The organism is Phormidium sp. FACHB-592 (assembly GCF_014695795.1).
Classification (GTDB): Bacteria; Cyanobacteriota; Cyanobacteriia; order Leptolyngbyales; family Leptolyngbyaceae; genus Stenomitos.
In genome coordinates, this window is the sequence record NZ_JACJOZ010000014.1 from 35,729 (window position 1) to 52,006 (window position 16,278).

A 16,278-nucleotide genomic window follows, 5' to 3' on the forward strand; every position below is an offset into this window, starting at 1 on the left:
GCTTCGACGTTCAACCCTTAGCCCTCAACCGTTAGCTCCATTGTTTAGTCAGCGATCGCTCATATGAAAAAGGTTGCTGTAGTCTTACTCCGTACTTTCCTTCGTCGGTATCCGTTAGCGACACGGCTTAATCTGTTTAATTCTTTGGAGCAGTATGTCTGGCTGAAGGATATGTTGGAGGAGTTACGTCCAGAACTCTTTCCGCCACAGCAGGATGTTATTGAAGCAACCGTTGATGAAACAGGTCTACAAAAACCTGATAGCAGCGTTTTAGGCATTCTAGAACAGTCAGAAATTCGGGGTCGTATTGGCTATTACAAAGCGAAAACCTACTTGGGTGCGCGGGGCAACGGGCATTTGTTTAGCGCGATCGAACTCACGTCCAAACGTCCAGTCATTATTAAGGAGTTTCTGCTACCGACCGCAAACTTTACTAAGATTAATGCTCATCAACGCCAGAACGGCTTTCAGCGGTTAGCATGCTTTCAGTTAGCAGACGGGCGGCGGCAAGATTTTCGGGTAATTCAACCCTTTGAGGCGATCGCAGATACAGCATCGTGTGAACGCTGCTTTTTAGTGAGCGATTTTCGGGATGGTACCCCCACGCTCCGACAACACCTTCAGCAGCATGGAGCGCTGTCCCTCCCGATCGTGCAGAATGTCCTGAGCCAAATTTTGCAAACGCTCGATTTTTTGCACAACCAGAAGTTTAGTTTCCCCGCAGGTGCTGTGCAAAATGGACTGGTGCATGGCAATTTAAGTCTGGATAGTATCTTGTGGACCGAGCAGCATGATCAGCCGTTCGTCTACCTCTGTGACCTGCGGCTGTGGGAGCAATGGTTTGATCCGGCTGTAAAGGACTTGCAACCGACTCAGGTAACGCCAGAAACACGTCAGCAAGATCTACGTGCTGTTGGTGAAATTGGCATGACCTTGCTACAGGGATTGGAGGCACAGCCCATTACGATCGAACCGAAGCTACGGCAGATCCTGGATTCGCTACGTACCGCTAAGTTTGACCAAGCTGAAACAGCTCGGCGAGCCTTGCTCAAATTAACCGAGCGATCGCCGTCTGCCCTTGCACCCTTGAATGAAAGGACGGCGCAGATCCAGCCATCGAGCCGCTTTTCTGCCTTGCTGCTGCTGTCTCTTGGAGCACTAGCGATCGGTGCCCTTATGCTGCTGCCCCGCTTGCGGTCTACAGAGGCTCGTCCGTCTTCCATCCCTACCGTTTCGACCTGCTGCCTTGCCGAAGTGAGTGCCATGCCAGAGGGGAACTACACCTATACGGCTGTCCAGCGTGGTACGTGGGCAACCGTACTGCAACAGCGCAATTTACTACAGCGTGGCAGCGACCTGACTACGGCTCTGGCACTGGCACAACCCAAACTCCGGTTGCAGTACATTCCTACTCAGTCGCTCGATCAGGTGCTGTCGCAGGTGCAGTCTGGCGCTGCCGATTTTGCGGTGCTGCCATTGATTGGTAACCTGCCGAGAGACCTGCTAGCCCAAGAAATTGCCTACGACGGGCTGGCAACCGTGGTGTCCTTCAGCTATGCCAAACGCCAGCAGGGACTTCCCGCCACCTTAAACGGACGGCTCTCGCTCGATCAGGTACAGCAACTTTATACCGGACAAATTGACCAGTGGCAACGGGTGGGTGGTCCAGCTCTGAGTGTGCAACGCTACACCTCTCATAATCCTGAAGCGATCGCCCTTTTTGAACAACGGGTACTCAAGGTTCAAACCCTGCAAACAATACCTGCTATCACGAAATTAGCCCCGCTTGACCTCCTGCGACGAGTGATTCGTGATTTTGAGGGGGAGGGCATCGGCAGTATTGGCATGGCTCCCTTGAGCGAACTCTGGGGGCAATGCTCAGTGTATCCGCTGGCGCTGAGTCAAAAGGGGCAAGGAGCCGTGCAACCGCTGGTATTGAGTGATGGGCAGGCGATCGAGCCAACCACAGATCTATGTAGTCGCAAAGGAGCCTACGGACCGGCTCTCGATCGCTTTCAAACAGGGCAGTACCCTCTCAGCTATCCCCTTATGGTGGTTTATCCACGGAACAATCGCCGCTCTGCGATCGGCAAAAAATTCGTGGAACTGATGCGAACGATCGAGGGACAGCGGTTACTCAGGGCTGCTGGGCTCATTCCCCTCACACAAGCCACACAGCAGCCTGTGACCTCATCAACCCAACGCTAGGTCATCACTTTTACAAGGAGCGTCTCATGATGCGGATCACTGATACAGCAACACAATCACCTTCTAACCCCGAAGGAAAGACGGTTGAGAGCGTTCAAGCACTCCCAGTCATTAAGGGCGATCGTCTCATCCCCTTACCTCAGCCTTCTGGGACATCCTACGCCGTTAGGCTTCTTGCTATCACCAGCACTGTAGGGGTGAGTGCTATTTTACTGGGGCAAGGTCTCTGGCAACCTGATACTAACGCTGCCCGCCTGCCTACGTCTGAGGATGTGGTCGTGCGTAACTCACTACCTGCCCTCCGCGATCGCGTCTCTGTGACAACGCTTCAGGCTGCTGCGATGAGTCCGCCAGAGTCTCTGCCTGCCCCCATTAATGCCACTCGTCCAAACCAGTTAGAGCCATCAACCGCTTTACCTACCATTCGCATCAGCCGCGGGTTTGGGAACGTTGGACAACCAGCCCTTACAGCAGCACTCCCAGTCCCAACATTGCCGCCACCGCAAACTTCACCCCCGATCGCGGTGGAGCCTTCATCCCCAGCACCGAAGCTGTCCTCGATGGATCAGGCAGACCAAACAGCAACTGTAATTGCAGCCTTACTAGAGGTGCCCAAACCGCGTGCACTAGAAACACAGACATTAGAACAGCCTGCAACGATCTCACCTCGTACAAAGGCACCGACAGAAATAGCCTCTGCTCTCAATCCATCTCAAATAGCCCTGACAGGTGGAAGGGATACCTCTGAACAAGCGGCTCCGACTGGGTTACCTGTTCCCGCAGCAACATCAATGCAGCTTGCCTCTGCTATGCGAGAGACGGCGATCGAGCAAACACGTACTCCACAGGAGGGCGCTTACTTCAAACTGCTGACGATCACAGGTAATACCCGCTTTTCCTCAAAGGAACTGGTTGATGCTGTGCAGAAGGCGATCGCAGTCAATGCTGATCGGCTGTCTGCTAGTGATCAGCCAGGGGTTCCCCATAGCGCCCAGTGGGAGTTACGACAGACAAGCGAAGCCATCACCCAGTTCTACGCTGCACATGGTTACACCAACATGAAGGTTGATATATCGACAGCAGCGTTCAACGGTGCGATACCGGAAATCCGCATTGTAGAGGATATACCACAGACGAGCCGTTTGTCGCCGCCCTGAGCGCCATGCTGTAAACGGCAGCATACGTTTCAAAAAAGCTCTGGTGAATCTTCGCGGCTATAGAAATAAATTCTGCGTAGGCACACTAGAGGCGGCAGAATTAGTCTGTGCGATCAATGGTTAAAGACAGCAAACTGTGTCTACCCACCCATCACCTACCGTTGTAATGGCAACTGATGCTTGGTTTTATAGACGCGCTCTCTAACCAGAATGTCTTTGTCACTGCCCACAACCTTTTTATTGCTACATCACATTGTCATTTGCTTAGGAGAATTTGGGGATGAGAACAACTGAGCACGCACCGTTCTCTCCACTGATACAGCCGCCTGGAATGACGCTAGCGATACCATTACACCCGGCACCAACTCCCATCTCTTTATCCGATCGACTTAAAATAGTCGGTCTGATTGCTCTTACAGGGACATTGGGCATTGGGGTTGTACTGCTTGGGCGCGCACTTTGGCAGGCCGACATCGAAGAAACCTTACTGCCATTACCCAGCGAAACGGATCAGGGAACACAACCAACGTCTCTGCGCGATCGTGTGCCGGTGCTAATGCCGACTCCAGTATCGATCAGTCCACCTGAATCAAGGCAAATTGTTCCATCTAAGAGCGATCGTCAACCCCGATCGCAACCCCAATCGTCAACCGTTCATGCTAGTTACGGTTTTAGAACTATTAGTCAGCCAGCAACGATCGTAGCGAACCCGATACCAACCCCTGCCTCAGAACCGCAGCAGACAGCGGCTCTAGCCCCGCAAGCTGCCACTGCGCCATCACAAGCAACGGTTCGCTCAAGGTCGCCTCTGGACATTATTGCAGCGCTACTACAACCGCCGCAATCTACCACCGCAAGCAACGTGGCAAGTAGCCTACAGCCCAATGCTGTTACGAGGTCATCCAATGCTAGTCGAAACCAGGAACAACCGAGTTTAGCGCCTGTTCCACAACCAGTCCCTGGCTCTGAGGCTGCGATTACCCCCGCTCAACCGAGTGACAGCAATCTGGCTGCAACCCCTGCACCCGAATCTGGAACAGCGATCGCCCCTGTGCAACCCGGTGACAGCACTACAGCCCCTACATCTGAATCTGGAACAGCGATCGTTCCTGCTCAACCGAGTGATAACAAGCCGACTGCAACGCCAGTGCCTGCATCTGAAACAACCGCGATCGCCAAGCCACCAGTCCTCCAGGATGAGATTTACGTCGATCGATTACAAATCACAGGCAACACTCGCTTTTCGCAGCAGCAACTGGCGGCAGTCGTGCAAACTGCGATCGCGGGTGGTGCTGCACCTTCCCCAGCTAATAGCGACCCGATGGTCATTAAGCGCACCTTGACCCCAGCAGAATTAGTTCAGGCAAGCGAAGCGATCACCGAGCTGTATACCAAAAACGGTTACATCACGTCTGGTGCTTACGTCCCAGCAGAGGTACTGAACGGTGCAACGCCCGAAATTCGCGTTGTGGAAGGCAAACTAGAGGCAATTAATGTCGAGGTCTTACCGCCAAAATTTCTGTGGTTTGGGCAACCGCTCTCGCAAAATTATGTGCGGGGTCGGCTGTCACAAGCCATTCGCTTGCCGCTCCAGATTGATCAACTAGCCGATGCTGTCAAATGGCTGGAGCAAGATGCCTTAATTGACAGCATCTCAACCACACTTGCACCAGGAACAACAACAGGCAGAAGTATCCTCAACGTGCAAGTGCAGCAAGCGGTGCCATTTAAGGCAAGTGTCTCTGTTGATAATGGTCGGGCACCCAGCGTCGGGCGCTTACGGCAGCAAATCAGCGTGAGCCAAGTCAATCTACTGGGGTTGGGCGATCGCTTACAGGCTGGCTACAACCGTAGTGAAGGCAGCAATGGTTGGGATGTGGGTTACTCATTACCCATCAATGCCAGCAATGGCACGCTAAGTTTTAACTACAGCAGTAATCGCGGGCGGGTCATTGAGGCACCGTTTCAAGACCTGGATATCAAATCGCGATCGCAAAATTATGACGTGTCATTCCGGCAACCGTTGAAACAAACTGCAACGGAAGAATTTGCCTTGACGTTACGAGGCACCCATTACCGTAATGAAGGGGTATTTTTAGAGACGTTTAATAATGGTGTCCCGTTACCCTTTCCGGCACAAGGCTCTGATCTCAATGGCGTAACGAGTGTCACAGCGTTGCGGATTGGTCAAGAATGGTTGAAACGCAGCGATCGAGATGTGATCTCGCTCCAGTCAGAATTTAGCGTCGGTATCAATGCTATCGGTGCAACAATTTTGGACATACCTCCCGATGGTCGCTTTTTCGCATGGCAGGGACGGGGCTTTTGGGTTCACTCCTTTGCCCCCGATACACTCTTAGCCCTCAAAGCCCAAGTGCAACTTGTCGATCGCCCGTTAGTACCCGTCGAACAAATTAGCTTGGGCGGCATCGACACAGTGCGCGGTTATCGCACCAGCACCTTACTAGCTGACACGGGCTGGTTCGCGTCTGCCGAAGCCTACCTCCCCATTTTGCGCGTTCCGAAGTTGCGTGGTGTATTGCAAGTCGTTCCCTTTTTCGATCTGGCTCAGGGTAAAAATCGTGGCGATGCCCAACCCAGTCCAAACAAGTTAGCGAGTCTGGGTATTGGCTTACAGTGGCGGATGGGAGACAAGTTTCGGGCACGACTGGATTGGGGCTTTCCACTCATCAACGCCACCGCAGAAAATGGGCGATCGCTCAAGGAAAATCTCTTTTTCTCGATCGTTTTCACACCCTGATTCACCACGCAATGTTTTTACGCGTTTTCAGTTCAGCCTTTTCATGCATGAGAAAGCGCTCATGATTCTGGTCGTCTCGAAATTTCGAGTTTAGCTTAAACCTGGGCGCAGCGGATTCAACGGATGGCAGGAGTTCTCGTTTAGGGCTATTAGCGCGATCACCCTGACCCAATTAGGGATCTCCCATTCATCCCACAAGCGACGCCCAATTTTTCCTTCAATAGCGATCGCAATACGAGGCTGATCTTTTGGCAAGATGATGTTCATCAAGGGCACAGCGTAGCATCATCTTAATCACTGCTTGACGACTAATGCTAAGCTCACTCGCCATTTGGTCAAGTTCGTCGAGCATGGGGCTTGAGATATCGAGGCTTGCTGTCACAAGATCCTGTCGTCTGCGTGAAGTCATTGGTCAGGGGATACCAACCCTTGTTGTCGTCGAATCAAAATAGAGATCGATGACTTCTTCGCCTGCCTTAATCTTCCGCTCCAGTTCTTCAGTAGAAATATTGCTCATAGATCTCGTGCTCCCGCCTGCTACTGGTGTTTTAAGAAGTTTCAACGCATCAAAACAGCCTTACAGCCCACTACCAATCAGATTTGCTTGCCAAATTTTGTAGTTGGGTCAAACTTTGGGTCAAGGCTTGAGACAGAGTTGAGAAGGATTGGTCAATCTGGAGAGCCGCCTCCCGTAGTTGAAATGCCTTTCGGAGTTCGTCAGGGAGATCTGAAATGAGCTTGGAAAACTCTGTGATCAGTCCGTTGGTGTTGAGGTCAGGAATGTTCAACCCACGAGATTGGAGCGTTTCTAGCACTGCATCCATAATGGTTTGAATGGCTTGAGTGCGATCGGGATTCTGACTAATACCACTCTGCATTGCTGTTGCCACTTCAGCCACGAAGCTTTGTAAACCCTCTTGGGCAACTTCAGGATTTTCACAAAACTCCTCTAATGAAACGCCCAACAGGTTAGACAAGAGGCTGGCAGCAGGTTGATTTGGATCAGCAGATTTGCCGCACCTGCAATGTCTCCTTTGCTGTTTTGCAGCGCAATGGCAACAACGTTGGAAAACAGGCTAGCAATTTGCTCCATTGCCTGGGTTACTTCCTCTTGCGTCTAGGGTTCAGCCTCTTTGGCTGAAATTTTGTAGGATCGCAGCGTGAGACTACTGTATCAATCGGCATCAACCATCTTGAGCATGCTAGAGACCCACACACTTGCCTACCGGCTTTAGTTAGTTCTTGACGATTTGAACCACTACAGACTGCTTAAATTGGGGCAAACCAGCATCCTCCATCAGGGCTGCCCAGTCTTCGGCAACAGTGCGATCGTTGGGTAGGCGATAGCGCTGTAGTGCCAGTAGAGTGACTGTATCTTGCCAGATGCCTTGTTGAGCTAGCACAGTGAGCCGATCTCTACCTGTGGTTGCTGGCGGTTGAACCCGCTCGATCCAACTGCTAACAATGACCACGCTAGACAGTTGGTCAGGAATACAGTTAACGGCTACTTGCCAGAGATATTTTTGCCCAATTTGTAGCGCGGGTACTGACGTGGGTAAGGCAATCCCAACAATGCCTTGCTTTTCTGTGAGGTTAAAGTCAACGTTATATAGTTCTTTGGTCCCGGCTTCGTTTTGTAGTGTAAATTGAGCGGTGCTGCCTGGAAGGGAGGGTAGGTGAACAAAAAACGTCGGGCGGTCAGACGTGGTTTTATCTACAGTGGTTTTGTCACCGGGTAACCGTTCCTGGGATTGAGGTGGAGGCACCAGGGCAGCCAATAGCGGTTGCTTGCCACAAGAGCCCGATCGACTAAAGCCGCCCACGCGAGAGCGAGAGGGACGTACCCCCACCCGGAAGTTGAGTCGTCGCCGTGACGATCGCGCAACCAAGGTGCCGTCTGTGGGCAGCGCTGTTGCCATTGCGCTCAAATCAACGGCAGCGATCGCACCCAACGCGAACACCAGAGAGACCACTTTAATGCCTTTAGATAACCGCATGAACAAAACCTCGAAGTGATAAAGCAGAGTCGAATGTACGTTTCTAGCTAACGGAGAAACAAGCGTTCGGTAGCGGCATCTGAGCTAGCAAGATTAAGGCAAGGGTTTGGGAGCAGTGAGTATGCTTATTTCACGCCGAGAAAAGGCGCGTTTATAAATTCGTTCATCTGCGCCCCTGCTAATAAGCTACGCCAGTCAGCTTTTAATTTCTGATTTTTGGGCTGTTTTAGTTGCAGATCAATGAGGGTCGTGACAGCATCCTGCCAAATGCCCAAGTCAGCATACAAAGCAGGCTGTTCTTGCTTAGATGCACGCGCTAACGCTTGCACTAATGGTTTTGGATTAAACCCTTGTGTTGGCTTAATTTGGGCTGGATCAAGACGCTGAATCCAGCTACCTAGCACACCGCGATCGCTACTACGATCATTAAGGTCACAGACGATTGCCATCTGCCACACATACTGCTTGCCAACCGTTAGAGCGGGTGCTGTTTGGGGCAGACGAATACCCAAAAGACCAGTTGGTTCTTTGGACTGAAAACAGCTATTGTAAAGCTGCTTTTTACCAAACTCATCTTGCAGCGTAAATTGCATTTGTGTACCTGCTGGCACTGACGCTAATTGTACCCAAAAGGTGGGATGGCTCGACAAAGTGGTATCAACAGCGCCATACCCCTTATCAATTTTTTCATCTAATCGGCGTGGTGGCACAAAGGCAGTAATCTGTGTCTGATCGGTGCAACTGTTGATGCTGCGGCTAAACCCACTAAGGCGGGAAAGGGATGGTCGCACACCCACACGCCAAGAAAGGGCACGCCGTCTACGTTGAGCCTGGAGTGCTGGGGCAGATGGAACGGTTAAGCTGGGTGAAATATTGGTGTGAGCCTGTCCCTTCGTAGGGATGCTTGTAAGAAGGAGTAAGGATGCTAAACCAGGCACAAGTTGAGTGCAGTATTTCATGATTTGATTAACCTCCAGGTTCAACTGAGTGGATGTTTGGTAGAAGCTGAATGGTGTTGTGTTTTTCTAGAGGAGCGATCGCTGCTGCTCTTTCCAACTTTTGATACAGGTCGCTTGCACTTGATAAGTTTGTCCTGGTTGTAATGCGACGGTTGCCCCATTGGAAAAGGTGACATTCGTTTGCACTTGGGGGCTAACATCTAGCGAAACCCAGTCACTAGAGGTTTGTTGAGCAGGTAAGGGTGCCGTTGGGCTTAAGGTCACACCACCCTGTCCGGCAATACGAAGTTCACTGTTGACCGCAGCCTTTGCTCCTACGGCTTCACAAGCGCTCTTATTAAGTTGGGAAACATCAGTGAAAATGACCGGGGGTGTCGCAACCCCCCGGGTGACATCAGTCGAGAGAGTGTTAAGGTTCACACTGCCGTTGATACCAAAGTCCGAGCTGGCGGTGATATCGCTGAGAGGCGTTTGTTTTGGTCGAAATCTCAATCCAACGATCGCATTCGCCTTGATATCAATCTTGCCACCCTGTCCCCGTACTGCATTCGCCACAATATCGCTGTTTTCAAACGTTTGCCCGATGATATAGGGCGCATCGATGATGAGATTGCCACCATTCGCCTGGTTGTTGGCATTGGCTGAAATTAGGCTACCGTTTCTCAACAACAGTAATCCTCCTGGCGCAACCTTGAGGGTAATGTTGGCACCGTCTCCAGCCCCAGCAATCGCTTCTAGGGTGCCCCGGTTGAGCCGGAGATCGTTTGTAGTCACACTCAAACTTCCGGCTTGACCATCGGGGCTGCTAACACTTGCCCGTGCCCCATCCTGCACTGTGAATTGTCCAGCAGTAATGGTTACATCGCCCGCTGTTCCTCCCTGTTTGGCTTCTGCCACAAGTCCTCCTAGCGGATTACCATTACGATCGATCCGAGAGTTTCCTTGACTATCCCGTAAAGCAGTAGAAGTGCCATTGAAGAGAACTTGTCCAGTGGCATTTATCTCTACGTTTCCGGCAGTGCCACTTTGGGTGGAGGAGGAAATCAAACTGTTATTCACAGTCAGCGTTTGCAAGCCCTGCAACGTGATGTCGGCTGGTCTACTGGCTCCACCCGCATCGGTTTCGGCTGAAATCTGGGCTGCATTATTGAGAGTTACAGTTCTGGCACGAATATCCACGCTACCCGCTGTACCATCACCATTAGCACTACCGACCGCAACGGATGCTCCATTGTTGACATCTAAACTTGTGGTATTGATACTAACTGCACCAGCATTACCCCCATTGGTGGCTGTGGCAATAATGCCACCAACTGTTTCATTCCTGTCAATCAAATCATTATCATTTAAGTCAAACTGACCTGTTCCACTCAATGTGACGGCTTGAGCAGCAGGTTGACCGTTGCCATTAACACTGACATTACCAGCCACACCGCTTTGAGTGGAAGCGGAGATCAGACTGTTATTCAGATTTAGGGTATTTAATCTGTTTAACGTAATGTCTCCACTGCTGACATTGCTGGGAGCAGAGACATTGGAAGCCAAGATGTCGGAGTTGTTCTGTAGGTCGATCGATCGGGCATTTAGGGTGACACTGCCAGCCCTTCCTCCTGCCAGCTCTGCTGTCACCGCTATGCTGCCATCGTTGAGAACAACTGTGGCGGCTGGGCTGGCTGTGGTGTTTAACGTAATATTGCCAGCAATACCGCTTTCGGTTGAGGCGGAAATATTGCTATTATTGCTGACTTGCAAAGTATCTACCCCACTGAGGGTGATGTTATTCCCTATACCAGAATCGGTGGCGGCGGCGATCGCGGCTCTATTTTGAACGGTTAGCTGACTAGTGTTTACGGCAATTTGTCCCGATGAACCAGTGCCTTGGTCTGCTTGGGCTGACAAACCACCAATTTGAGCTGTACCGGAAGGTAGGATACCACCTGGCAAAACTCCACTTAAACCCACAGAAGCTGCATTTACAGAGATCGCGCCAGCACTACCATCGTCACCAGTGGTAGATGTGGAAATCAGGCTGTTTGCAACCTGTAAGGTACTCAGTCCATTGAGGTTGATACTTCCTCCCTGCCCAGAAACCGTAGAACCAGAAATTTGACCCCCATTATTGAGGATGACTTGTCCAGTTCCTGTGCTATTAACAGTGATGCTACCAGCCGCACCACCAACAGCCGTACTTTGAGCAAATAGTCCGCTACTGGTAACTCGACTTACGTTAGTGGTGTTGGATGGATCAATGGAAGCCTGATTAGCATTGCGGGTGTTGCGCTGATCAATGGAAGCTTGGAGGATATAGGTGTCTCCACCCCTAAATGGTACTGTCCCCACTCCCGTAGTCGGATTAGGAGTTGTACCACTTGGAGCAAAGTCATATTTGCCAACGCCAATAATATAGAGTCCAGGGTTCGTGAAAGTATAGTCAATGTAAGAGTCTAAGGTACTGTTACTGCCCTGACCACCGAGTGAGGTATTAGAATCATCATTCTGTGCTAACAACTCTCCGGTTGTGCCATTGAAGAGGAAGAGTCGAGTATCAAGGTCGCTATCGGTGTCAAAGATAGCTCGATTGCCAGTCGTGGCATTAAATGAGTAGTAGTCGAATGTGCCATCTCCGTTACCAGAAACAGTGACATGAGGAATAACTGTAGATGACTCAGTATTCGAATTAGTCAACAGAGAAAAATTGCTGATCGGTTGTGAACCTATTAGTAAATTATTCGGCTCAGCTTCAAGCAATTCACCACTATCATTTGCTACGTTGCGCCGACTGACAACATTAGTGGTTCCAGAGATCAAGAGATTGGGAGTTTCAATGGTAATATTGCCTGCTTGACCTGTGCTTTCAGCCGCAGTGACTAATTGCCCACCATTGAGAAGTTCAATACTCTCAACATTCACAGCGATACTGCCACCAGGATTTATACTGCGGTTAAGAGCACTTAAAACCGCTCCCTCTGAAACGACTAGCCTCTGTCCAGGTGTGGCTGTGTTGACAGAGATACTTCCGCCGGGTGCACTATTCTGATTTTGTGCAGAAACATATAGCCCACTATAAAGAGGTTCTGAGCCCCATGCGGCAGCGCCGGAGATGAAGATATCGGGTGCATTGATCTGGATATTCCCTGCTGCACCAAATCCCCTTGTCTGTGCTTCAATGCGAGAACCACTGATTATGGAAACTGCTCCGCCACCTGTCGTCTGCACCAGAACATCACCTCCTCTCCCATCACTGTTAGTGCTAGCATCCACCAGTGCTAGGTTAGTCATTGAGATTGACCCATTATTAGCCGTGAGGGTAATGTTTCCACCTATACCAGGGGTGGTATCACTGAAATTCGGCTTAACTGGACTTTCAACACCTGCAAAGATTCTCCCACCATCGATTTGAAGAATTGGCGTACTAACAGGTGAACCAGGGGTATTTGTAGTGGTAATAGAGACGCTACCACCATTTGCATTGCCAGTCGTGGTTGCATTCAAGGCAGAGTTACTGCTTAACGAAAACAAGCCTGAAGAGATTTCAATACTACCGCCTATTCCATCTCCTTCGGTGTTTGCACTAATATTGGAGTTGTTGGTAAGCGCCACTGACCCTGCATTTGTAATACTGATACTTCCTCCATTACCGCCTGAAGAAGGAGAAGTATTTGCACTAATATTTGCGTTGTTGTTCAGCGTAACCGAGCCAACATTGTTAATGTTAACGCTGCCACCGTTACCACTTGAAGAAGTGCTAGCGTTGATTTCGGCGTTATTACTTATCCCCAAGGTTGCTGCCTGAACAGTAATACTTCCACCTCTTCCAGTAGAAAGAGCTTGGGCAAACAAGCCGCTGTTGAGACCCTGATTGGGAATCAATCCCTGGCTTTGACCTGGTGCTTCCAGAGAAACCTGGAGATTGTAGGTATCAGTGGTAGCAGGAGCAGTTCCTTGGAGGAAGGTCGGTGCAGCAACGCTAGAAGTAGAAAATTTGCCAACCCCCAAGACGTATTCACCTGGTGTCGAAAATACATAATTGATGTAGGAATCATATTGACCACCCGCGTCAGAGCCAATCACAGAACTACTGCCAGTTCCACCATTAGCGGTATCGGAATCATCACTCTGGGCGAGTAACTCGCCAGTGGTAGCATTAAACAGAAACAGTTCAGTGTCAAAACTACCTACATCAGCAGCATCATTATTATTAGCATCACCATCAATATCAAAAATGGCCTGACTTCCTGCTGTTGAAACTTCAAAGGAGTAATAGACAAATTGGTCTGTTCCGTTAGCTGTTACCGTTTGATGTTGGAAGCGATCGGATGACTCAATATTAGGTTGCGTCGTTGGATTATTTGTAGGGGCATTGAAAGTGCCAGGGAATGCCACTGTTGTTGGATTACCGGGTTGATTGAAGGGAGATGTCAACGGGGCAGGAAAGGGGGTTGCAGAACCAGAAATATCAACAGTTCCTGTGGCATTGACCACAATACTTCCCGCAGCACCGCTGCCAGTAGTAGACGCAATAAATTGACCGCCGGAACTAATTTGTAAATTCTGTACAGTTGCCGTGATGCTACCACCTGTAACATCACTGCGATTCTGGGTACTGAGTACGGCACGATCGGACACACCCATCGTGCCATTGGGAACATTCACGGTAATGTTGCCGCCCCCCGATGCACTGATATCCGCTTCATTGGAAGCAAAAATGCCACTGGGTAAGCGGGTCGAACCAATGCCTGAAATATTGAGGGCCGGCGTAGTAGCACTATCGGCACCAGAAATATCCAACGTGATATTACCGGCTCTTGTATTTTGGCTGCTTAAGTTCTGAGCCTGTAAACTACTGCCATTGGTAAGAGCCAGCGTTCCACTGGTGATCTGAATATTGCCACCTTGAATGATGTTCGTTCCAGTTGGGTCACCTGCCTGAGCATCCACCGTTGTAACGATCGCACTTTCACTATCCAAAGAAACGCTATTGAGAGGACTGTTGGTGATGCCTTGTAACAGAACAGTCCCGCCATTTCTGCCACCATTGGTACTTGCATTCAGCACTGATGATAAAAATGATATGGAGCCAGCCTGGAGAGTAATATTGCCTTCCGGTGGGACATTGGCGAGGTCACGGCTAGGTTGAGCGCCCGTGTTAATGGATGTGATCACAGCACTCTGGTTTAGATTGATGGAACCACCATTTTGGGCTGTAATGAAGACATTACCACTGATGCCGTTGGTACCAATTGCACCTGCATCGACTAACGTACCATCAGTCAGAGAAACATTTGCTCCTGTAATTGTTACGTTGCCGGAGCCAGCGCGACCAGTACTGAGGATGCGGGTATTTGGAAGTGTAATATCGCCTGTTGCTATGAGGCTTACAGAACCTCCCGTCCCAGTATCAAAAGAAGAGGAGGTATTAATTGAGGGAGGAAGTTTCGGGTCGAACGAAACAAAAGAAATGTTTCCTCCTTGGGCATCTAAAATGACAGGTCCACCTGCTCCAGTAGCAGATGACGTATTAATTCCTGTAACTTGAATACTACCTGTGGGCAAGGTGCCACCAGAATTGAAAGTAGCTCCTCCAGTAGAGGTTGGCAGCACCGTAAAGGGAGTTGTAATGGTTGCTCCAGAGCGTAAAATTAACGCCGAACTCCGACCCAGTGTTGGTGCATCTGGATCAGTAGAGCGGGTTAGGGTTGGCACAATATTGCTGACATCAATACGTGAGTCAACTGAGGCATCTAGCACATCCACCACCCCAATCCCTAAGGTGTAGCGCCCAGGAGCTAGTGCTGTTTGCTGGAAGGGACTAGTAGAGGGTGAAGCAGACCTACTTCTTAGGGTGTTGACAATATTTGTATCAGGACCAGTCAAGGTCACAAATGAAAAGTCGTTATAGGGCGCAACATCTGAGGTGATAAAATTCCAGTCAAACTGAGCAGTATCACCAACTCCGACTGCTGGCACATTAAAGCTTGCTCTGAGTGCTGATCCTTCAGTAGCGGTTCCATTTCCTAACCCAGTTAGGGTATTGGCTGCTAGTCCCAAAAAACTTTCCAAGACGCTAGTAGGAACAGCACCAAATCCATTGGAGATATCAGCGCTATCTACGTTAGTTGTGCCAGTAAGATTAACACGACCGATCGTTGTTGGAATTCCAGCAAAATTAGGATCTGGACCCGTGATGGTAATCCGTCCAGTTGTAATACTACCTGTGGCTTCTACTTTCAGTGCCGTGCCTTCATAGTCACCAAAGGTGACATCTCCATTAACAAGAATAATTGGGTCATAGATACTCACAAATTTGCCTGGTTGTCCTGCTCGATTCAGCATGGAAAAGTTACCACCACTGAGGAAATGAGCATCGGCAGAGATTATGCCATCACTAATCAGGGTGAAACTGCCATAGCTTTGGAATGAGGGGGTAGCAGAATTAAGGGCAAAAATATCAATGCCGTTATTGCCCTGGATCAGAGTGTTTCCCCCCGATAGTGCTAGAAAGGGAGTTGATGTTCCATCTCTGATTTGCACAGTATCTTCGGCTTTTAGAGTAAGGTTTCGACCAGCAACTAATTGCCCTAATAATGTCAAGCGATCAGATGTCAGCGTTAAGTCTTGTCCAGCAAACAAGTTGCCCTGGTTTGTGAGCATGGCAGGAGGGTTAGCACCAAATTGTAGCCCGATCGAAAGATTCACTTCCACCAAGGGCACAGCCCGATCGCCCGTGGCGGCAAACTTCTGATTATCGGGAAACTCCAGCGCATTGGCGGTAGTTGCTAAGAAGGAGCCAGACACATCCAAACGGGCATTGGGACCAAAGATAATGCCATTGGGGTTCATGAAAAACAGATTGGCGCTGCCAGCCACACCCAACAGTCCATCAATGTTGGAAAGGCTGCCACCTGTCACCCGACTAAAAATGTTGCGAATGCTCGTCGGATTAGCAAAATACACTTGCTCGTTGGGGCTAATGTTGAACCGCTCAAAACTATGAAATAGGGCAGAACCACGCCCTGCACCGCCGGTGATATCAGTGCGGTTGCCAGTGGCTGACGTGACTGAGTTATTGCCGTTGCCAAGGGTATTGTCGGGTACCACCTGCGCCTGCACCCTAGTGGCGAAACTGGCTAAAGCAAAAGAGGCAAGTAGCCACAAGCTAACCTTATAAGCACGATCGCGACGTTGCATAAAAATCT

General features: G+C 50.1%; 8 protein-coding genes. 3 read left to right on the forward strand and 5 right to left on the reverse strand.

Annotation, left to right across the window (positions count from 1 at the left end; all coding sequences use genetic code 11):
- The first annotated feature begins 63 nt into the window (after window positions 1-63).
- From H6F86_RS03085 to H6F86_RS03095, 3 genes are all read left to right on the forward strand, one after another.
- The gene (locus H6F86_RS03085; protein ID WP_190446646.1) at window positions 64-2,208 is read left to right on the forward strand and encodes a substrate-binding domain-containing protein; all 2,145 of its coding nucleotides are present in this window, start codon (window positions 64-66) and stop codon (window positions 2,206-2,208) included.
- 26 nt (window positions 2,209-2,234) lie between these two features.
- Window positions 2,235-3,365 (forward strand): hypothetical protein, encoded by a 1,131-nt coding sequence (locus tag H6F86_RS03090; RefSeq protein ID WP_190446647.1) that lies wholly within the window; start codon window positions 2,235-2,237, stop codon window positions 3,363-3,365.
- Window positions 3,366-3,645: 280 nt separating this feature from the next.
- A complete protein-coding gene (locus tag H6F86_RS03095) occupies window positions 3,646-6,126 on the forward strand; it encodes a ShlB/FhaC/HecB family hemolysin secretion/activation protein (RefSeq protein ID WP_190446648.1) in 2,481 nt (826 codons plus the stop codon).
- Window positions 6,127-6,216: 90 nt separating this feature from the next.
- Here the strand turns inward: H6F86_RS03095 and H6F86_RS03100 are convergent, their stop codons facing one another.
- From H6F86_RS03100 to H6F86_RS03125, 5 genes are all read right to left on the reverse strand, one after another.
- The gene (locus H6F86_RS03100; protein ID WP_206755999.1) at window positions 6,217-6,381 is read right to left on the reverse strand and encodes a hypothetical protein; all 165 of its coding nucleotides are present in this window, start codon (window positions 6,379-6,381) and stop codon (window positions 6,217-6,219) included.
- Between the two features lie 332 nt (window positions 6,382-6,713).
- Window positions 6,714-7,103, reverse strand: coding sequence for a hypothetical protein (locus H6F86_RS03110; RefSeq protein WP_190446649.1), 390 nt, complete (start codon window positions 7,101-7,103; stop codon window positions 6,714-6,716).
- Window positions 7,104-7,361: 258 nt separating this feature from the next.
- Window positions 7,362-8,123 carry a DUF928 domain-containing protein gene (locus H6F86_RS03115; protein ID WP_190446650.1) on the reverse strand — a complete coding sequence of 254 codons (762 nt, stop codon included), beginning with the start codon at window positions 8,121-8,123 and terminating at the stop codon, window positions 7,362-7,364.
- 125 nt (window positions 8,124-8,248) lie between these two features.
- Window positions 8,249-9,082, reverse strand: a complete 834-nt coding sequence (locus H6F86_RS03120) for a DUF928 domain-containing protein (protein WP_190446651.1) — start codon at window positions 9,080-9,082, stop codon at window positions 8,249-8,251.
- A gap of 66 nt (window positions 9,083-9,148) precedes the next feature.
- A complete protein-coding gene (locus H6F86_RS03125; RefSeq protein ID WP_190446652.1) occupies window positions 9,149-16,270 on the reverse strand; it encodes a DVUA0089 family protein in 7,122 nt (2,373 codons plus the stop codon).
- Between the last annotated feature and the right edge of the window lie 8 nt (window positions 16,271-16,278).